The sequence below is a fragment of the Spirillospora sp. NPDC048819 genome (assembly GCF_040650055.1).
Classification (GTDB): domain Bacteria; phylum Actinomycetota; class Actinomycetes; order Streptosporangiales; family Streptosporangiaceae; genus Spirillospora.
This window is the reverse complement of record NZ_JBEZGN010000021.1, coordinates 63,438-83,372: the sequence shown is the minus strand read 5'-3', so window position 1 is coordinate 83,372 and position 19,935 is coordinate 63,438. Positions and strand designations below refer to the sequence as shown.

The 19,935-nt window shown below is 70.4% G+C and carries 17 protein-coding genes; 7 read left to right on the top strand and 10 right to left on the bottom strand.

The window, feature by feature from the left end; translation table 11 throughout:
- Nucleotides 1–445 precede the first annotated feature (445 nt).
- Entirely contained in the window at nt 446–1,009 is a 564-nt protein-coding gene (locus AB0C35_RS26105; RefSeq protein WP_358460696.1) for a hypothetical protein, read from the bottom strand.
- A gap of 456 nt (nt 1,010–1,465) precedes the next feature.
- Nucleotides 1,466–3,184 carry a GAF domain-containing sensor histidine kinase gene (locus AB0C35_RS26100; RefSeq protein ID WP_358460693.1) on the bottom strand — a complete coding sequence of 573 codons (1,719 nt, stop codon included), beginning with the start codon at nt 3,182–3,184 and terminating at the stop codon, nt 1,466–1,468.
- 392 nt (nt 3,185–3,576) lie between these two features.
- Here AB0C35_RS26100 and AB0C35_RS26095 point away from each other — a divergent pair, with 392 nt between their 5' ends.
- Nucleotides 3,577–4,266: a response regulator transcription factor gene (locus AB0C35_RS26095; protein ID WP_358460691.1), complete on the top strand. Its 690-nt coding sequence runs from the start codon at nt 3,577–3,579 to the stop codon at nt 4,264–4,266.
- A 63-nt stretch (nt 4,267–4,329) separates the two neighbouring features.
- Here the strand turns inward: AB0C35_RS26095 and AB0C35_RS26090 are convergent, their stop codons facing one another.
- Together AB0C35_RS26090 and AB0C35_RS26085 are read right to left on the bottom strand one after the other, a co-directional pair.
- Complete coding sequence (locus tag AB0C35_RS26090; RefSeq protein ID WP_358460688.1) at nt 4,330–4,827, bottom strand: flavodoxin domain-containing protein; 498 nt, start codon at nt 4,825–4,827, stop codon at nt 4,330–4,332.
- A 10-nt stretch (nt 4,828–4,837) separates the two neighbouring features.
- On the bottom strand, nt 4,838–5,326 hold the full coding sequence (locus tag AB0C35_RS26085) for a universal stress protein (RefSeq protein ID WP_358460685.1): 489 nt from the start codon (nt 5,324–5,326) through the stop codon (nt 4,838–4,840).
- A 140-nt stretch (nt 5,327–5,466) separates the two neighbouring features.
- On the opposite strand from AB0C35_RS26085, the gene AB0C35_RS26080 reads away from it, so the two are divergent.
- From AB0C35_RS26080 to AB0C35_RS26065, 4 genes are all read left to right on the top strand, one after another.
- Complete coding sequence (locus tag AB0C35_RS26080; RefSeq protein WP_358460683.1) at nt 5,467–5,763, top strand: SHOCT domain-containing protein; 297 nt, start codon at nt 5,467–5,469, stop codon at nt 5,761–5,763.
- Nucleotides 5,760–8,378, top strand: a complete 2,619-nt coding sequence (locus AB0C35_RS26075; RefSeq protein WP_358460680.1) for an HAD-IC family P-type ATPase — start codon at nt 5,760–5,762, stop codon at nt 8,376–8,378. Before AB0C35_RS26080 ends, AB0C35_RS26075 begins: the two co-directional genes overlap by 4 nt.
- A gap of 107 nt (nt 8,379–8,485) precedes the next feature.
- A complete protein-coding gene (locus AB0C35_RS26070) occupies nt 8,486–9,007 on the top strand; it encodes a CBS domain-containing protein (protein ID WP_358460677.1) in 522 nt (173 codons plus the stop codon).
- Between the two features lie 344 nt (nt 9,008–9,351).
- The gene (locus tag AB0C35_RS26065; RefSeq protein WP_358460675.1) at nt 9,352–9,780 is read left to right on the top strand and encodes a hypothetical protein; all 429 of its coding nucleotides are present in this window, start codon (nt 9,352–9,354) and stop codon (nt 9,778–9,780) included.
- Nucleotides 9,781–9,936: 156 nt separating this feature from the next.
- Here the strand turns inward: AB0C35_RS26065 and AB0C35_RS26060 are convergent, their stop codons facing one another.
- The 6 genes from AB0C35_RS26060 to AB0C35_RS26035 form a co-directional block, all read right to left on the bottom strand.
- The gene (locus AB0C35_RS26060) at nt 9,937–12,579 is read right to left on the bottom strand and encodes a GNAT family N-acetyltransferase (protein WP_358460673.1); all 2,643 of its coding nucleotides are present in this window, start codon (nt 12,577–12,579) and stop codon (nt 9,937–9,939) included.
- A 412-nt stretch (nt 12,580–12,991) separates the two neighbouring features.
- The gene (locus AB0C35_RS26055) at nt 12,992–13,888 is read right to left on the bottom strand and encodes a hypothetical protein (protein ID WP_358460670.1); all 897 of its coding nucleotides are present in this window, start codon (nt 13,886–13,888) and stop codon (nt 12,992–12,994) included.
- A 323-nt stretch (nt 13,889–14,211) separates the two neighbouring features.
- Nucleotides 14,212–14,661, bottom strand: coding sequence for a universal stress protein (locus AB0C35_RS26050; RefSeq protein ID WP_358460667.1), 450 nt, complete (start codon nt 14,659–14,661; stop codon nt 14,212–14,214).
- Between the two features lie 15 nt (nt 14,662–14,676).
- Nucleotides 14,677–14,922: a universal stress protein gene (locus AB0C35_RS26045; protein WP_358460664.1), complete on the bottom strand. Its 246-nt coding sequence runs from the start codon at nt 14,920–14,922 to the stop codon at nt 14,677–14,679.
- A gap of 216 nt (nt 14,923–15,138) precedes the next feature.
- Nucleotides 15,139–16,023, bottom strand: a complete 885-nt coding sequence (locus tag AB0C35_RS26040; RefSeq protein WP_358460661.1) for a universal stress protein — start codon at nt 16,021–16,023, stop codon at nt 15,139–15,141.
- 295 nt (nt 16,024–16,318) lie between these two features.
- Nucleotides 16,319–17,206 (bottom strand): universal stress protein, encoded by an 888-nt coding sequence (locus AB0C35_RS26035; protein ID WP_358460658.1) that lies wholly within the window; start codon nt 17,204–17,206, stop codon nt 16,319–16,321.
- A gap of 189 nt (nt 17,207–17,395) precedes the next feature.
- On the opposite strand from AB0C35_RS26035, the gene AB0C35_RS26030 reads away from it, so the two are divergent.
- Together AB0C35_RS26030 and AB0C35_RS26025 are read left to right on the top strand one after the other, a co-directional pair.
- Nucleotides 17,396–19,276: a glycoside hydrolase family 65 protein gene (locus AB0C35_RS26030; RefSeq protein ID WP_358460655.1), complete on the top strand. Its 1,881-nt coding sequence runs from the start codon at nt 17,396–17,398 to the stop codon at nt 19,274–19,276.
- Nucleotides 19,277–19,286: 10 nt separating this feature from the next.
- Nucleotides 19,287–19,811: a glycosyl hydrolase family 65 protein gene (locus AB0C35_RS26025; RefSeq protein WP_358460928.1), complete on the top strand. Its 525-nt coding sequence runs from the start codon at nt 19,287–19,289 to the stop codon at nt 19,809–19,811.
- Nucleotides 19,812–19,935: the final 124 nt, after the last annotated feature.

The following is a 19,935-nucleotide window of genomic DNA, read 5'->3' as shown; positions in this document are numbered from 1 at the left end:
AGATGTACGGCCGCGCCGACCACGACTTGCTCCGCAAGCGCGTCCTGCTGATGGACTAACGAGATCACGCAAAGTGGGTCAGAGCCAGAGCTGAGTGGCCATTGACAACCGACACCCCGGCAGATCTCCCCAGGTAAGAACGATCACCTTCCCCCTGCGCCCGCCGCGTCTACGCAACGACCCTGCCGACGGTGACGGCTTCACCTTCCATGGCAGGCCCACCCAGATCGCCGCGCCTCACACACGGTTCGTGTCCCTCGGTGCAGAATTTCGCCTCGGGCTTCCTCCAGACCCCGCCGCACGACGACGCCCTTGTCTCCGGCTCGGTATTAGCACCACCTCTTCCTCCAAGGGACTTTCACCCCCAAGCAATCGCCCATGCCGGGCGCACCATGGATAAGGACGCCCACCGGCTGGTGGGCGTCCTTATCGAGTCCGCGGTAGGTCACTTGAGGGCGGGGAGGCGCTTGACCAGGTGGGTGTTGCCCCACCAGCGGCCCAGCCCCAGGGTGTCGCCGGCGCTGACCAGGGCCAGCCCGACGATCAAGATCGCGTAGATCAGGTGGTCGTCCATGAAGAGGTTGTTCTCCGGGGGAAGAACCGCCGTCCACATCATCACCAGCAGCACCGCGCCCGCCGCCGCGGCGATCCGCATCCCGATCCCCAGCAGCAGCGCGGCGCCGATACCGGCCAGACCCAGCATGAACAGCCAGTCCGCCCAGACCGCTCCGGCGATGTCGTTGTAGAACCCGGCGAACGGGCCCTTGGGGCTGTTGGCCAGGAACCCCTCGGTGGGGCTACCGCCATCGACCCACGCCTTGCCGGCGGGGGTCGCATGCCCGAACCCGAACACCTTGTCCAGGAACGCCCACGCGAACACCCACCCCAGCGCCAGCCGCGCCGCCGCCCACACATACCGCGCCGCAGACGACTCGGTCAGCGGCACCGGCCGCACCACCCGAATCAACGTGTCCCGCCCAACATGGGTCTTGTGCTCGGAGACGGTCATCGCCTCTCACCTTCCATCGCATCGCCGGTCGCTTCACCTACGACTAAACCCCCACTCCCACCGCCGCCGTAGGACCGTTCGGCGCACGATCAACGGGACCAAAGTCCCCGCATCCGGCGATATGACGGGCCCGCTGGCCGCGAGCCGAGTGGGGCCTCCGCCTTTGGGTCCGTATGAGGCAGGGGACGGCGTGATCAGACTGTGCGGGCGCGCGCGAACCGCCGGCATCGCCGCAGTCACTTCGAGAGCGACGAGCGGCGGCGTGATACGGACCCGGCGCAGTGGTGGTTCGTCCTGCTGCTGAGGGTCTTCCTCCTGCGCAACGTCATCTTTCACGCTTAGTCGCCCAGGCCGTCTATTGGGCTGGGTCTACCAGGGTTGGTCGGTGCCCGGCCCCGCGACCGGCCATGGGCGAGCCGGCCTGTTCGGCGACCATCGCTCCGGGCCCTGCCCCGGTCATTCCTCCTTGAGCGGGACCTGCCAGGTCAGCGTCGTCCCGCCGCCCGGCCGTGGCCCGGTGGTGCACGATCCGCCCAGTTTCTCAGCACGTTCACCGAGGTTGCGCAGCCCGCTGCGGCGGCCGCCCTCGGGAATGCCGACTCCGTTGTCCTCGACTCGCGCCGTGACCTCGTCACCGACGTCGATGTTCACCGCTGTCTCGGTGGCGCGCGCGTGCCGCGCCACATTGGACAGCGCCTCCCGCACGACGGCCAGCAGATGCTCCCCGGTGTCCTCGTCGACCAACGTGTCCAGCAGCCCGTCCAGCCGCACCGACGGCGCGAACCCCAACTGCTCGGCCGCCGTGTCGACCAGCGCATGCACCCGGCTTCGCAACGACTCCTCCTCGTCGGGTCCCTGCAGCGCGAAGATGGACGAGCGGATCTGCCGGATGGTGTCGTCCAGATCGTCCACCGCCCGCTGCACCCTGACCGCCACCTCTCGCCGCTGCACCAGCTTGAGCGCCGCCATCAACGTCATGGCCGTGGCGAACAGCCGTTGGATCACCGTGTCGTGCAGGTCCCTGGCGATGCGGTCGCGGTCCTCCAGCAGCGTCAGCCGCTCGGCGTCCACACGCCGCTCCGCCAGCTCCAGCGCCACCGCCGCCTGCCCGGCGAACGCCTCCAGCAGCCGCTGTGTCCCCTCGGAGAACGCCGTCCCGCCAGGCACGTTGAGCACTGAGAGGACGCCGCGCGCCGAGTCACCCAGGCCGAGCGGCACCACCAGCAGCGGCCCGACCGGCACCTGCGTCGGCACGTTCGCCTCCTGCGCCGCCTTGCTCCCGTCGGCCAGCCGCAACGCCACACCGCCGGCGAACACCGGCCCGGCCACCGAATGGCCCAGCGGCACCCGCAATCCCTCAAGCCGCCCGGCGCCCTCACCATGAGCGGCCGCCACCAGGAAATCCGTTCCGTCCTCCTCGAGCAGCGCCACGGCCGCCAGATCGGCGTCGGCGATCTCCTGTGCCCGCTGCGCCACCAGCGTGGTCACCTCATGCGGGTCGGTGCCCGACAGCAGCGCCGTGGAGATCTCGCTGGAGGCCTCAAGCCACCGCTCACGCCGCCGGGTCTCCTCGAACAGGCGGGCATTCTCGATCGCCACACCCGCAGCCGTGGCCAGCGCCGCCACCACGACCTCGTCCTCCTGGTCGAACTCGCCGCCGCCGGCCTTTTCGGTCAGGTACAGGTTGCCGAACACCTCGTCCCGCACCCGGATCGGCACGCCCAGGAACGTCCGCATCGGTGGATGGTTCGCCGGGAAACCGCTAGAGGCCGGATGCTCACCCAGGTCCGGCAGCCGCAGCGGGTGCGGTTCGCGGATCAGCAGCCCCAGAATCCCATGGCCCTCCGGCCAGTGCCCGATCGCCTCGATCTCATCGTCGCCGACACCGACCGTGACGAACTGGATCAGCCGCTCGCCCTCCTCATCGATCACCCCCAGCGCGCCGTACCGGGCGTCGACCAGGGTGGTGGCGGCCTCAATGATCCGCCGCAGCACCGACTCCAGATCCAGATCGCTGCCGATCGAGACCACGGCCTCCAGCAGCGCGTGCACCCGATCCCGCGTCGCCCGGGCGGCCTCCAGCCGCGCCTGGAGTTCGGTCAGCAAATCGTCCAGCTGCAACTGCGGCAGCATCAGACGCGCCCGATCCGGACCGGTACTTGCCCCATCAGCCATATCATCAGTATCTCCCGGCTAATGCCGAAAAGTCAGGCTCGGGACGTTGGTCCCTGGCACGTCGCCGATGTGATGTAACCCCTGAAGGACATGGACCTCGATCGCTGCGGCATGAAGATTCTTGGCAAGGCGAATGCCGGCTCTTGCCAAGTAGGGCCGCCCACCAGGCGGTGCCCAGACCCAGCCCGGCAATTGAACGTGCTACCTCGGCTGGAACGGCCGGATCTTCCTTGAAGATCCTGTCGGCAGCCTCGGGGCGCTTCCCCTTCACGCTCGACCTACACCAACCTGGGACGGTGGTCCCACCGACATGGGACGTTCGCCACCTCGGGAACGGCCCTATGGCGGGGTAGCGTCGGGTACGTCACTACTGACCTGAGGAAACGAGCGCCATGACCGCCCAAGCCCCCAAAGACGCGGAAACGATCCGGGTGTTCTTGATGGACGACCATGAGGTCGTGCGGCGTGGCGTGGCCGCCCTGCTGTCCGCCGAGGACGACATCGAGGTCGTCGGGGAGGCCGGCACCGCAGCCGAGGCGCTGGCGCGGATTCCGGCCGCACGACCCGACGTGGCGGTCTTGGACGTGCGCCTCCCAGACGGCGACGGCGTCACCGTCTGCCGCGAGATCCGCTCCCAGATGCCCCAGCTGGCCTGCCTCATGCTCACCTCCTTCGACGACGAGAACGCCCTGTTCGAGGCCGTCATGGCCGGAGCAGCCGGCTACGTCCTCAAACAGATCCACGGCTCGGACCTGGTCGGCGCCGTCCGCACCGTCGCCACCGGCCAATCACTGCTCGACCCCCGCAGCACCGCCCGCATGCTCGAACGCATCCGCACCCGCCAGGAAACCAAAGACCCCCTCCAGGTCCTCACCGAACAGGAACGCCACATCTTCGAACTGATCGGCGAGGGACTCACCAACCGCCAGATCGGCGAACACCTCTACCTAGCGGAAAAGACCGTCAAGAACTACATCTCCAACATCTTCACCAAGCTCGGCATGAGCCGACGCACCCAGGCCGCCGCCCTCGCCGCACAACTCAAAGCCAAATCGTCGGACTACAGGGCGCGGCGCGGGTAAGCGGCCAGTCGACCGCGAGCAGACTCGGCTGCGAACCGCCCCCGACACCAGCAAAGATCTCGCTCATATGGCCACCCTCAGCAGCTCACGGGCGATGCCAGTGGCCCACTCGGCGACGTGGTCGCGGTCCCGGTAGTCGCCGCTGGACCGCTGAGCGATCTTGGAGGCCAGGAAGCCCTTGGCGTCCGGGGTCAGCCGTCCGCCGAAGGTGGCGTGGCCGCGGGCGTTCACCCGGCCGGCGAACTTGGCGACGCCGGGCACGGGTTCGATCGTTCGCTCTTCCGCGGTGTGGTCCAGCGGTCCGCTGCTGAACAGCCACACCGGCCGGTGCGCCAGCGCGTCGGAATGGTGGCGAACGAAGCGGCGTGCCTCCCGGGGCCAGCGTCCTGCGTACAGGGCGCCGCCGACGACGGCCGCGTCGTACCCGTCCAGGTTTGCGACTTCTCCGGCGGGCCGCACGTCCGCGTCCACGCCCGCCTGGCGCAGCGCGACTCCGATCCAGTCGGCGATCTCGGCGGTCCCTCCGCGTTCGGAGGCGTACGCCACCAGAACTTTGATCATGACGACTCCTTCACTTCCGGGTCGCGCTCGTGGACGATCGCGACCGGACGACGATCCGCCTCGGGGCATCAGCCGGCTTGTAAGCGGGGACCACGACCACGGGGCGATCGACGTGCGCAGGCACGTGGACGGCCGTGGAGCCGATCGGCAGGTTCTCGAAACCGCCCGCCCCGCGAGCGCCGATCACGATAAGCGCCGCGTCCGCGCACGCGTCCAGGATGGCTCCGGGTGGTGTGCCCCTCACCAGCGACGTCCGTACGTCCAGGCCGGGGACGGTTTCCCGCGCGAGCCGGGCACCGTCCTCCAGCGCCAGGACGCCCATGCCCCGGACCACCTCCAGCGCGTCACCGTCCCGCGGACGGAGCGGATAGGGCCAGCTCCACGCGTGACAGATCCGCAAGGACATGCCACGCAGGGACGCCTCCGTGGCCGCCCAGCGCAGCGCCCGTTCAGCGGCCGGTGGCGCGTCGGACCCGACCAGGACATGTCGTCGGTCCATCCTTGCCACCTCCCTGGCTTTCGAGCCTCGCCGCCCGCAGGCGCGGCGTTCAGGGGCTTGGGTCCGCCGATCCAGGGGACCTTCGGCCCTGGGAGCGCGCGGACGAAGATCACAAGCTGGGGATGACAGGAGGTGTGGCCATGAACATCGGATACGTCCTGGTGGCCGCCGATCCCGGCGATGGCTGGGGACACATGGGCGACGGCGGCTGGTCCGGCTGGATGTGGCTGTGGGCGGCCGCGATGGTGCTCACCTGGGTCCTCGTGATCGGCGCGGCGGCGTGGCTGGTCGCGGGCGCCACGGGGCGGCTCAGCCGTGACAAGACACGTCCCGCGGATACCGGCCTGGACCATGCCCGAGCGACCCTCGCCGAGCGGTACGCACGCGGCGAGATCGACACCGAGGAGTACGACGAGCGGCTGGCCAAGCTGCGATGACGACGGATCCCGCGCCCTACCGCAGACCCGCCGCCGAGGTCGTACGCGACCTCGGCGGCGACGCGTCCCGTGGACTGACCTCCGCGCAAGCGGCGGAGCGGCTGGCGCGGGAGGGGCCCAACACGCTGCCCGCCGCGCGGGGAAACGGCCCGGTGGCTCGGTTCCTGCTGCAGTTCAACAGCCCGCTGATCTACGTCCTGCTGGCGGCGGCGGCCGTGACGGCGCTTCTCGGTGAGCGAGTGGACGCGGTGGTGATCTTCGGCGTCGTGATCGTCAACGCCGTGGTCGGGTTCGTCCAGGAGTCCCGGGCGGAGAAGGCGCTGACCGCCCTGGCCGCCATGGCGCAGACGGTTGCGACGGTCGTCCGCGATGGCGCGGCGACGCGGGTCCCGGCGGCCGGGCTCGTCCGCGGCGATCTGGTCGAGCTGGAGGCCGGCGACAAAGTCCCCGCCGACCTGCGGCTGCTGAGCACCGACGAGCTGGCCGTGGACGAGTCGACGCTGACCGGCGAATCGGTGCCCGTCGCCAAGGACCCGGCGGCGCTGCCCGAGGTGGCCCTGGCCGACCGCACCGCCATGGCCTTCTCCGGGACGCTGGTGACCGCCGGCCGGGCCGCCGGGCTGGTGGTGGCCACCGGTGGGCACACCGAGCTCGGCGACATCCACCGGCTCGTGCACACCACCACCGCGGTCCAGACGCCCCTCACCCGCAAGATCACCCAGTTCAGCAAGGTCGTCACGGTGGCGATCCTGGCGCTGGCCGCGCTGACCTTCCTGATCGGGGTGCTGCACGGCCGGGGCACGACCGAGATGCTGACCGCCGCGGTCGCGCTCGCGGTCGGCGCGATCCCCGAGGGCCTGCCCGCCATCGTGACGATCACGCTCGCGCTCGGCGTCGCCCGGATGGTCCACCGCGGCGCCATCGTCCGGCACCTGCCCGCCGTCGAGACGCTCGGCGGCACCACCGTCATCTGCACCGATAAGACCGGCACCCTCACCCAGAACCAGATGACGGTCACCGCCGTGACCGCGGGCGGAGCCGACTACGCCATGACCGGCACCGGCTACGCTCCCACCGGCCAGGTCCGGCAGGACGGCCGGGCGGTCGACCTCGCCGGGCATCCCGTCCTGCGGGAGACGCTGCTGGCGGGCCTGGGCTGCAACGACGCGCGACTCGTCGCCATGGACGAGGAGTGGACGATCACCGGGGACCCGACCGAGGGAGCACTGCTGACCAGCGCCGCCAAAGCCGGTCTCGACCACACCCCGCCCCGGACCGCCACGCTCCCGTTCGGCTCCGACCGCCGCTACATGGCCACCCTCCATGAGGGCGGCACCGTCTACGTCAAGGGCCCGGTCGAACGGATCCTGGAGCTGTGCGGCGACGCCGCCGGCCCCGACGGGGCACCGGTCCCACTCGACCCGGCAGCCGTCACCGCCCGCGCCGAGAACTACGGCGGGCAGGCCCTGCGGGTGCTGGCGTTCGCCCGCGGGCACACCGGCGCCCCCGGCCTGGACGAACTGCCTCAGCTGACCTTCCTGGGCCTGCAGGCGATGCTGGACCCGCCGCGCGCCGACGCCGCCCAAGCCGTCCGGACCTGCCACGACGCCGGCGTTCAGGTCAAAATGATCACCGGTGACCACGCCGCCACCGCCCGCGCCATCGGCGCCCGCGTCGGGCTGCACGGCGAGGTCATGACCGGCGACGAACTCGCCGCCGACCTGTCCCCCGAACGCGTCCAGGCCACCACCGTCTTCGCCCGTGTCTCCCCCGAGCAGAAGCTCCGCCTCGTCCAGACCCTCCAGGGCGCCGGGCACGTCATCGCGATGACCGGCGACGGCGTCAACGACGCGCCCGCCCTCAAGCAGGCCGACATCGGCGTCGCGATGGGACGCAGCGGCACCGACGCCGCCAAGGAGTCGGCCGACATGATCCTGACCGGTGACGACTTCGCCTCCATCGAGCAGGCCGTCGAAGAAGGACGCGGCGTCTTCGACAACCTCGTCAAGTTCATCGTGTGGGCGCTGCCGTCCAACGTCGGGCTCGGCCTGGTCCTGGTCGCCGCGATCGTTGCGAACACCGCGCTGCCGATCCTGCCGCTGCAGGTGCTGTGGCTGAACATGACCGCGGTGCTCGTCCTCGGCCTGCCGTTCGCCGTCGAGCCCAAGGACGAGCACATCATGCGCCGCCCGCCACGCGACCCCGGCCTGCCGCTGATCTCCCGTGCGCTGACGGTCCGGATCCTGCTGGTCTCGGCGATCCTGCTCGCGGGCTCCTTCGGCCTGCAGCACTGGGAACGCGCCCACGGCGCCTCCCCGGAGGTCGCGCAGACGATCGTCGTCAACGTCTTCGCACTGACCCTGCTCACCTACATGTTCAACTGCCTGTCCCTGGACCGCCCCCTGCTCTGGCGAGGCATCCGCCGCAACCCCTGGGTCGCCGTCAGCGCCCTCGCCCTCGCCGCGATCCAGCTCCTGTTCACCTACACACCCGCCATGAACGATTTGTTCCACTCCGCGCCGCTCACCGCCGCCGCCTGGGCACGCATCATCGTCATCGCCGCCGCCTCCTACGTCGCGGTCGAGACGCTGAAGTACGTCCAGCGCGCCCGCTGACGCGATCCGTCCGGCGAAACGGGACGGGACGTTCGCCCCTAACATCCCACCGCCCCAGTCGAGAAGCTGGACATGAGACGACAAGTGCTGGACCGCCAGGAGGAGCCATGACCACCCGTCCGCCACTGGAGCAGCGCACTGCCGGGGAGCTGATGACCCGGGACCTGCTCACCATCGCCGCGAGCGAGTCGGTGCTGATGGCCTGGGAGCTGATGTGCAAGGCAGAGGTCCACCACCTGCCGGTCACCGACGACGAGGGCGGCTTCCTCGGCGTCATCGACGCCCCGACCCTGACCGCGAGATGGAACGCCGGCGTTCCCCAGCACGCCCGCCGGCCGGTGACGACCCTCCTGCCGTCCCCGCCGCCCACGGCGGTGCGGCCGTCGGCCACCATCCCCGAGGCGGCACGCGCCATGCTCGAATCCGGCGACGACCATGTGCCGGTGACCAATGACCACGGCGCCCTGGTCGGACTGATCACCGCACGCGACCTGATCAGCGCCCTGGCCGGAACCGAGCGTGACATCGCACCGCGCAGCGGAGGCATGCCGTCCCTCTACCGCATCGAACCCGTCCTGCCTAGCACCGCACCGGCCCACCCGAGCCGAAGCGGCATGGGCCCCGACTAAGCCGACACCACCCGCAGCGGTTCATCGACCGGCGTCAAGCCGTTGTGCGCGGGCGTCCGCCAGGGCGCGTGGTCCGGTGCCGTAGGGGTGACCGCTGGACGGGTTGCCGAACAGGCCGGTCAGGTAAGGGCCATCGCCTAGGTCACCCGGGGGTGGTGGCGTTGCAGTCGTCCGGTAACGCCCCGAGTCGGTGCGGCGCACGACTCACCGACAAGAACCACCTCGACCGGCCAGACCGGCCCCGCCGCTCGCGCCTTTGCCTCTCGTTATCCAGCGGGTTCCAGCCGGGTTCAGCGGGCGGCAGGGACGACAGCGACCGGGCACTTCGCGTGGTGAATGACTCCGTGGCTGACATCGGCGATGCCAGTGAGTCGCGCAAGGGTTACGAGGTGACCGCGCCCACGCGGCTGCTGCGCGCCTGGCAGTTGCTCACCGCCGTGAACGAGGAACTACACGCCGACGGCACCGACGACGAGGCGGGTCGCCGGGCGGCCAAGGTCTTCAACCTCCTCCGCGACGATTTGGTCCGCTCGGTCTCACCTCCCTTGGCCAGAGAAGTAGATCTGCTGCTCCCACGACTGGCCGAGAACGCCGACCTGGCCGCCACCCGCATCGCCTGCTCGGGCGCGCTCGGCTGGGTCAACAGCCTGATGACCTCGATGCTCATGCAATTCGCCGGGCAGAGCGACCGCGTCGCTCACAAGAATGGGACGCCGGCCGGCAAGCGGGCTCCACGACGGACTTCGCTCCGACGATCCGGCACCTGCCCGTAGAGGTTCGGCCAGTCGCCGGGCCGCCCCACGTCCGGACAGCCCCCGGTCGCCGGTGCCCAGTTCCTTGCGGAGCAGCGGGAGCGGCTCCCGCGGATCGGCGCTCGTCTCGGCCGTGCCGGTCGCGGGGCGGGTGTGATGCCGTTCGGTCGACATGGCTCAGCGGAGGCGACGCAGGTAGGGGTCCCAGGCCCGGCGGGGCGCGAGGCGGACACGTGCGTCGACGGCCACGACCCCGTCCGGGCGGACGATCGTGGGGTTGAGGTCCAGTTCGGTGATCTCGGGATGGTCGGCCGCCAGCCGGGAGAGCCGGAGCAGCACCTCGCGCAGTCCCGCCAGATCGCCGGCCGGGCGCGCCGGGTGGCCGAGCAGCAGCGCGGACAGCCGGGGGACGCGGATCAGGTCATCGGCCTCGTGGACGGTCAGCGGCGCCAGCCGGGCGGCGCGGTCGGCCAGGGCGTCGGTGTCGACGCCACCCGCCCCGAAGATCACCACTGCCCCGAACACCTGTTCCTGAACGGCGCCGCACAGCACCTCGACGCCCTCGTCCGCCATGGCCTGGACGAGCATGCCCCCGAGGTCGTCGCCGAACCGTTCGGACAGGCGGCCGGACGCGGCGCGGACGGCCTGCTCCCCATCCAGTCCCAATTCCAGGGCGCCCACTGCGGTCTTGTGCACCACTCCAGAGACGTGCGCCTTCAGCGCCACTGGGACGCCGAGTTCATGCGCCGCCGCAACCACCTCGTCCTCGGTCCGGGCCCAGCGCCAGGGGGCCATCGGCAGCCCGTAGGACTCCAGCAGCCCGAACGCGTCGGCTGGTGGCAGCCAGCCGCCGTCAGGTGCACCGTCGAGGTATCCGGCGATGATGTCGGCCGCCTCGTCCGGGTTCAGGCCGGGCAGCGCAGGCGGCGCATCCTGCGGGACGTTCCGCCGCCGTGCGTAGGCCCAGGCGTGGGCGAGCGCGCGGGCGGCGCCCTCCGGGTAGGCGTAACACGGGATCGCGTCATCGTTGATCGTGACCGTCTCCGCCTGTCCGAGGATCACCGCCGCCAGCGGCTTGCCGATGCCCCCGAGCGCGCCGCGCAGGTCGCCGAGCGCGGTCGGTGCCACCAGCGCCAGGACAACGTCCACGGCGCTGTCCGCGGCCACCACGTCGATGATGTCGTGGAACAGTTCGGCGGAGACGGCGGCGGTGGTGTCGACGGGGTTGTCGACCGCCGCGCAGGACGGCAGCCTGTCGGCGAGGACGCGCCGCGTGGCCGCCCCCAGGACCGGGACGATCAGTCCGACGTCGGCGCAGGCGTCGGCGGCCAGCACCCCCGCCCCACCGGCGTTCGAGATCACCGCCACCCGCGGCCCGGCCGGAAGCGGCTGGGCGACCAGCAGTGCGGCGGCGTCGACCAGCTCGCCCAGGTCGTCAGTGGCCACGATGCCGGCCTGATCGAACAGCGCGCGGCGGGTCAGTTCCGGGGTCGCGGCGGCGGCGGTGTGGGAGGCGGCGGCCCGCGTGCCGGGCGTAGACCGTCCCGCCAGGACGGTCAGCAGCGGCATCCGGGCGGCGACCCGGCGCGCCGTGCGGGCGAACTTACGGGGGTTGCCGAACGACTCCACATGCAGGATGCCCAGCCTGGTCGTCTCGTCCGATTCCCACCACATGAGCATGTCGTTGACGCTGACGTCGTACTTGTCCCCCACCGAAGCGAACGAGGACACGCCGATTCCGAGCCGGGACAGCTCCTCGATCAGGGCGATCCCCACACCGCCCGACTGGACGGCCACGCCCGCGACCCCGGGGACGGGCCGGTGGGCGCCGAAGGTCGCATCCAGCCAGATCCCGGTGTTGGCGATACCCAGGCAGTTCGGCCCGACAAGCCGCATGCCGTACTCGCGGCAGACCCCTAGCAGGTCGCGTCCTTGGTCGGCGGTGAGCCCCGAGCTGATCACCACCAGCGCGGGTGTCCCGATCCGCCCGCACGCCGCTGCCACGCCGGGCACCGCGTCCGCCGGCACCGTGATGACCGCGAGATCGGGCGGCTCGGGCAGGTCGGCGAGTGTCGTCACGCAGGGGACGCCGCGCATGTCCGTCCCGGCGGCGTGCGGGTTCACCGCGTAGACGGCGCCCTTGAACCCGCCGGAGACGATGTTGTGCAACAGCTCGGCGCCGACCTTCCCACGCCGGCGGGACGCACCGATGACCGCGACGACCCGGGGCCGCAGCAGCGGTTCGAGGCTGGCCACATCCGCCCTCCGTTCCCGTTCCGCGACCGCGTCCAGGTATCGGCCGCCGGAGACCAGCGGGATGGTCAGCTCGACGACCCCCTCGGACATCCGCTGCTGGGCCGGCATCCCGGCGTCGGCGAAGACGCGCAGCATCGCGCTGTTGGCGGGAAGCGTGTCGGCACGGAAGGCGACGATCCCGTTGGCACGGGCCAGCGACCCCAGATGTTCGAGTAGCAGTGTCCCGACGCCGCGGTGATGCATCCGGTCGGCGACCGTCATCGCGACCTCGGCCTCGCCCGGCACGCCGGTCGGTTCATACTCCGCCACCCCGATCAGGTCGCCGCGCAGCCAGCCGCCGAGCGCCGCGTGGTCGCGGCCGTCCGCCCTGCAGACCCGCTCGGCCACATGCCCGGCCATGGCCCGGTTCAGGCCGAAGAACCTCAGATACAGGCTCTCCTCGCACAGGCCGTGATGCAGTTCGCGTACGGCGTCCAGGTCCGCCGTGCCGAGCCGCCTGATCTCGATTTGCGTACCGTCGGTCAGCAGCGCGAACGCCCGCGCACAGGAAAGCCGCTCTGTCATGTCTCCAGCGTCCGACCGGGCGAGGTCGCTGATCAGCGCCCCAAAGTCACCTGCGGCCGGGACCTTGGTCCCCTTCCCCACCGACCTTCCTTCACATCGGGAGGAAACCGCACTCGGCTCCTTCACCCGCCCAAGCGCTCCCCGCAGCGATGCCCTGCCGTCCGCTGGGGAGGCGAGCGGCGCCGTCAACTGCACCGATTCGCGGACGATCACCCGGATCGGTATGGCCGTGGCCGGCGTCGCACTGGCCGCGGGATTGCCGTTGTTGGGCCTCTACCGGCTGGTGCGGCGCGGCTGTGACCGGCCCCGCTACCGGCATGGGACGCCTGCGTGGGCCCGCCGCGACCTGCTGCGTCGGGCCATGGTTCCCGGGGGTCATGCCGACGCCGCGGGTATGGCAGCGGCTACCTGATCAGGGCTCTTCGATCATGACCTCCTCGACGGGGCGGCGGACCGTTCCCAGGTTCTCGCCGGCGGCGACGCCGAGGCGCAGCAACATCTGCGGGTGCGCACCGCCACAGAACTGGTCACGAATGAACGTGCGCAGTTCCGGCACTTCGAGCGCCTGGGTGTGGAAGGCCGCCGACAGGTCGTTCTCCGTGGCCCTCAGCAGCGCGCGCTGGAGCGCCTGCCCGGCACGCAGCCGGTCGGCGGGCCCATCGCCGCCGGAGACGAGCAGCAGTGCCACTCCTGCCAGCACCTCATCGTCGTCCGCCGTGCTCTGAGCACCCCATCCGTGGCCGCGCGCGAAGTCCCGGGGCGGGAAATGCGGGGTGGTCTGCGGGGTCTGTTGCGGGTAGGCGTGCTCCTGGACGCCGTCTGTCCTGGAGGTCTTGGGCGAGGGTGCCCAGCGTGCGATCTCCGTCGCGTATGCCGGCGTGCGCCGCTGGACGTGCTGGGCCGCGTCGGTCAGAGCGGCCAAGGCCCCTTTGACGTGTGCGTCCACGGCCTCGATCAGCTTGGCTCCCTCGCGTTCGGCGTCGTGCCGCACGGCCGTCAGGATCCCCGCGGGGAGCGGGTCGGCGCGAAAGCCGCCCCGGTGGCTACGACGTCGCCGGATCTGAGCGTGCTCGCGCAGCGTCTGCTGATCTGGGTGCTCCCCAGGTTCCAGATAGACGTCGGCGAGCAGGTGCGGGCGGTCAGGGTCGGGTAGCAGCCGCACGCCCGGCGTGTACCCGAGCGCACGCAGAGAGCTTCTCAGGTTGTAGAGCGCGGCACCGCAGCTGATCAGCATCTCGCGGCCGTCCGGGTCTGCCACGTCCAGACGGCGGTCGATGTCCGCGCTCAGGCTGATTCGTGCCCCGCGCACGCCGAACCGCCATGGCTGTGTGTTGTGCACTGAAGGGGCCCATACCGCGTCTTCGATGGCCGTGCGGGCATCGGCCGACACCTGTTCGGACGGGCCTACCGCGTTACCGTATTGCATGGTCTCTCCCTCCCAGGTCTGCTATTTCCAGTTCACCACGCGATGACCGGCTGACCTGCAGGGACGAAGGTCCGATGTGGCCGGGACCTTTGTGCCGATCGGTCGGCGCGGTACAGGCGACCTTGTCGTTACTCTCCCGAGGGCGGTTTTCAAAGAGGTTCATCCGGACATTGGAGAACTCTCCACAGCCGTCCAGGCGGCGCCGATCAGGGACGCCCACGAACGATGGCCACCGGGCAGTGCGCACGATGCAGCATCGCGTGGCCGACTGAACCAAACGGGAGCCCGGCGAAGCCGCCGCGGCCACGTGAACCGACGACCAGCTGATCGGCGTGGGTGGACGCCTCGGCCAGCACCCGGGCGGCCCTGCCACGGACGCTGCCGGGCACGATGTCGACATCGGGGTACTTGGTCCGCCATCCGGCGAGCGACTCGGCAAGAAGTCGCTCCTCATCCGCGGCGAGGAGCTCGCGGTCGTAGACAAGCGGCTGCATGTCGCCGGGGCCGGTGGAAACGGGGGACGTCCAGGCCAGCAGCGCGCGCAGCCGGACCTCGCGGATGGACGCCTCCTCGAAGGCGAACCCGATCGCGTCGGTGCCGGCCGGTGCCCCGTCCACGCCCACCACGATCTCTCCGTGCGCGGACCGGCTGTCCACCGGTCTGCTCCCCCGTCATCTCCAAGCCGGGCATCCGCACGCGAGCGCGGGTGACACCGAGGTCGACGATGCCCTGCCCGTCGTGCAGCATCTCTTCCCGGATCGGCGCGGTGCCCGGATCTGCTGGGACGTCGAAGAGCCCGGGGTGACGATGTACACCACGTGCAGCGACGCCCCTCTGCGCGCGGCCTCGCCGGCGGCCCAGTCGATCGCGAGCAGGCTCGGCTCCGAACCGTCCAACCCGACGATGATCTTGCTCATGCGGCGACCCTCCGCAGTTCACGGGCGATACCGGCGGCCCACTCGGACACCTTGTCGTGGTGCCGGCAGTCGCCACTCATCGGCCGTGCGATCTCTTACGCCGCGCATCCCTTCGTATCCGGGGCAAGACGTCCGCCGACCCTGGCGCGGGCGCTCACCCGGCTGACGGTCTCGGCGGTTCCCCGCACCCGAAGGCGTACGCCTCAAGCACTCGGATCATGACGGCTCCTTCACGTCCGCATCGCGCTCATGAACCACCGCGACCGGGCTCGGCGTCTCATGCAGCACCGACCTGGTCACCGCGCCGAGCAGGGTTCTGGGGGACGACCCGATCCCACGATCGCCGACCACGAGCAACATCGCGTCCCGGGCGTTATCAGCCAGGACGCCCTGCGCGCGTTCCATGACGAACTTGCGCTCAACGGCGACATCGGGATGGTCGGCCAGGCTCGGTGTGACGGCGGTGGCGAACCGCGCCTTGGCCTGCTCCTTGATGGCCTCCGGGTCGGTGAACGGCAGTCGGTCAGGGCCAGGGAGCACGGCGGGATCCCACCACGCGCACACCATCGTCACCGTGGCGTCCCGGAGCCTGGCCTCCTGCAGGGCGAAACGCAGCGCGGCCTCGCTCGCCGGAGAGCCATCGATCCCCACGACTATCCGCTTCGGTCCGTGCATCGGTTCATGGGCGGGGACGACGACCACGGGACGGTCGGCGTGCGCCGGAACATGCACGGCCGTGGAGCCGAGAGGCAGCTTGTCGAAACCGCCTGCCCCCCGCGCGCCGATCACGATCAGCGCCGCGTCCACCGAAACGTCCAGCAGCGCTCCGGGCGGTGTGCCCTTCGCCAGCAGCGGCCGAACGTCCAAGCCGGGGACGGCCTCCCGCGCTATCCGGACGCCGTCGTCCAGCGCCATAGCGCCCATACTTCGAACGACCTTCAGCGCGTCTTCGTCTTGCGGGCTCAGCGGATAAGGCCAGGTCCAGGCGTGACAGACCAGCAGGGGCACGCCGCGCAGGGACGCCTCAGTGGCCGCCCAGCGTAGTGCCCTTTCGGCGGCTGGTGAGGCGTCGAAACCCACCAGGACAGGTCGTCGGTCCATCGAGGTCACCTCCTGACTTCTGAGCCTCACCGATCGCGGCACCGGTATTCAGAGGCGTGGGGCACCAATCTGGAGGACCTCCGGCCGGGGGTGCGCGGATGGGGATCGCAGGCTGGATTCGGCAGGAGGTGTGGCCATGAACATCGGATATGCCCTCGTGGCCTCCGACCCCAGCAGCTGGGACACGGAACCGGTGCCACAGAGCACCCCGGCAGCCCACCCGGGCCGCAGCAGCATGGTGCCCGACTGAGCGAACAGCGTCTCACCGCGGGGTTCCGGCGGCTGGGCCACGTCGTCAGGCGGCGCGCTGGGCAACGTGTCGGGGCGGCGGGACGATCGCCACCGCGCACGGGGCGTGATGCAGCACCGCCGAACTCGTCGCGCCCAGCAGCAGCGGATCCAGACCTCCCGTGCCGCGATCTCCCACCACCAGCAGATCGGCGTCCGCAGCCGCCGCCAACAGGGCCTCGCGGGGACGCTCGAGCAGCAGCGAAACCTGCACGTGGACCTTCGGGTAGCGCTGCTTCCACGGGTGGACGGCCTTCTCCAGCATGGCGGCGCGCGTCTCCAGGAGCTTGCTCTCATCGGTGAACAGGGGCAATTCGAACTCGGGCACCGCACCGGGTTCCCAGACCCCGTAGACCACACGCAGATCGAAGTCGCGAAGGGCGGCCTCCTCGATCGCGAAGCCCAGCGCGGCGTCCGCGGCCGCCGATCCGTCGACCCCGGCGACGACGAGCCCGCGCGGCCGGCCAGCGCCGCGGACGGCGATCACCGGACGATGTGTACGTGCCGGGAGCTGCACCGCAGTCGACCCGTCGAGCAGCCGGTACCGCTCATGCGAGCCGACCACGATCAGCTCCGCATCGTCGGACTCGCGCACGAGCGTTTCGCAAACGGGTTCGCGCCTCAGCCGCGTGTGCACCTTCCCGTTCGCCGCCAGGTCCCGTGCCCGGTGCGCGCCTTCGCGCAAGAGATTCTCTCCCGCCCGCTGGATGATCGCCTGGACGTCGCCGTCCACATGCCCCTGTGGATACGGCCAGTGCCAGCAGTAGCACAGCATCAGGTCGAGCCGACGCAGCCGGGTCTCCTCGACCGCCCAGCGCAGCGCGACGTCGTTCTCTTCGGTCCCGTCATAGCCGACCAGGATGTTCGGCCGTTGGGCCCGTGTCAGCGCAACCATCCGGCCGCCCCCCTTCCTCTGGCCAAGGTCTCAGTTTCAGTTTCGGCAGGCTGCGCGCACCCTTTAGGGGCCAAAGGTCCCGGGTCGCCAGGTCATCCGGCACTGCCCGGTGTGACCGGCCGGTGAGAACGTGGCGATGCCGGGAATGCCCTGCGGACGGCCTCAGACGACGCATCGTGAGGAGACACCATGAACCGGTGGATCCTGTCCTACGACGACTACGACCCTGACACCGAGGGGCTGCGGGAAGCCCTGTGCACACTCGGCAACGGATACCTGGGCACCAGGGGAGCCGCCCCAGAGTCGTCCGCCGACGGCGTCCACTATCCGGGGACCTACATCGCGGGCTGCTACGACCGGCTGCCGGCGGAGATGGCCGGGCGGCGCACCGACAACGCCGATTTGGTCAACATGCCGAACTGGCTTCCCTTGACCTTCCGCGCCGCCGACGGCGAGTGGTTCGATCCAGACCGCGCCCAGCGTGAGGGCCGGCTGCTGTCCTACCGGCAGGAACTGGATCTCCAGCGCGGGGTCCTGACCCGCCTAGTGCACGTGCGCGACGCGCAGGGACGGACGACGCGGGTGGCCCAGCGCCGGATCGCGTCCATGGACGATCCCCACTTGGCCGCGCTGGAGACCACCATCGTGGCGGAGGACTGGACCGGCCGGTTGGAGATCGCGTCGGCGCTGGACGGATGCGTGGTCAACGCCGGTGTAGAGCGGTACCGGAACTTGCCTGAGGTGCACCTGACTCGTGAGAAGAACCCCGAGCAGAGCGATCCGGAGCTGCTCCTGCTGCGCGCTTCGACGGTCTCGTCCAAGATCGGGATCGCGATGGCGGCCCGCACCCGGGTATCGGTCCCGGCCGAGCGCACCTACCGCGCCGAGGACGGCTGGACGGGTCAGGACCTGACCGTGGACCTCCACGAGGGGGTGCCGGTCACGATCGAGAAGGTCGTCGCCGTGTTCACCTCACGCGACCGCGCCATCGAGGAATGCGGCCACGCGGCGCTGACGGCCGCCGCGGACGCCGGCGGCTTCGACACGCTGCTGGGGAAGCACACGCTGGCGTGGTCCCGGCTGTGGCGGCGCTGCCAGCTCAGCGTCGACCACGTCGAGGTGCAGCGGATCCTCAATCTGCACATCTTCCATCTGCTGCAGACGGTGTCGGAGCACAGCGTGGACCTGGATGTCGGCGTTCCCGCCCGCGGCCTGCATGGAGAGGCGTACCGGGGCCACGTCTTCTGGGACGAGTTGTTCATCCTGCCGTTCCTGACCATGCGGTTCCCCGAGATCGCCCGCGCGCTGCTGATGTACCGGTGGCGGCGCCTGCCGGCGGCGCGTCGCGCGGCGGCCGATGCGGGGCACCGTGGCGCGATGTACCCGTGGCAGAGCGCCGCCGACGGGCGCGAGGAGACCCAGCGCGTCCACCTCAACCCGCGTTCGGGCCGGTGGCTGCCCGACCACTCGCATCTGCAGCGGCATGTCGGGCTGACCGTCGCCCACAACGTGTGGCGCTACTACGAGGCGACCGGCGACATCGGCTTCCTCGCCGAGTACGGCACCGAGATCATGCTGGAGGTCGCCCGGTTCTTCGCGTGCCTGGCCGCCTACGACCGCTCAACCGACCGGTACGAGATCCACGGCGTCATGGGGCCCGACGAATACCACGACGCCTATCCGGGACGCGACGAGCCGGGTCTGAACAACAACGCCTACACCAACGTCCTCGCCATCTGGGTGCTGCGGCGCGCGCTGGACGCGCTCGCCGCGCTGCCTGAGGACCGCCGCACGGAACTGCGTGAACGACTCGCCCTGACCCGTGAGGAGATCACCCGGTTCGAGGACGTCGCCCGCAAAATGTACGTCCCGTTCCACGACGGTGTGATCAGCCAGTTCGACGGCTACGCCGACCTGGAAGAACTCGACTGGACCGGCTACCGGGACCGGTACGGCGACATCCGCAGGCTGGACCGGATCCTCGAAGGCGAGGGCGACTCCCCCAACCGGTACAAGGCATCCAAGCAGGCCGACGTGCTGATGCTCTTTTACGTGCTCGCCACCCGGTGAACTCGACGACATCCTGCGGCGCCTGGGCTACGAGCACGGCCCCGCCCTTGCCACCAGGACCATCGACTACTACCTGCCGCGGACCTGCGACGGATCGACGCTCAGCTCACTCGTCCACGCTTGGATCCTGGCCCACGTGGACGGGGACGAGGCCTGGCGGCTCTTCCTTGAGTCGCTGTTCAGCGACATCACCGACACACAGCGCGGCACCACCGCCGAGGGCGTCCACTTGGGTGCGATGGCCGGCACCGTCGATCTCGTCCAGCGCTGCCATGCCGGAATCAGGACCCGTGGCGGCACCCTCCATCTGGAACCGCACCTACCCGCCGCGATCGGCGAACTCCGCCTGGGGCTCCGCTACCGGGGCCACTGGGGCATCGACCTGACCTGTCGGCAAGAGGTGCTCCGCGTCATGCTCCGCCCCGGTGCCACCTCCCCCATCCGCATCTCCTACGCGGCCGAGGACGTGGAGATCCAGCCCGGCGCGTCCTGGGAAAGCCCGCTCCAGCACGGCAGGGCGACGCCGAGCGACTGACCCGGTCGGCTCGAATCGACTTTGGTCCCGGCCGGGTGTGACTCATGGCCGTGGAGCGGCTCGCCACCCGAGGAAACATGAAGGCGGGCACCCCGCCGACGAGGAAGGGGACCAATGGCTCCCC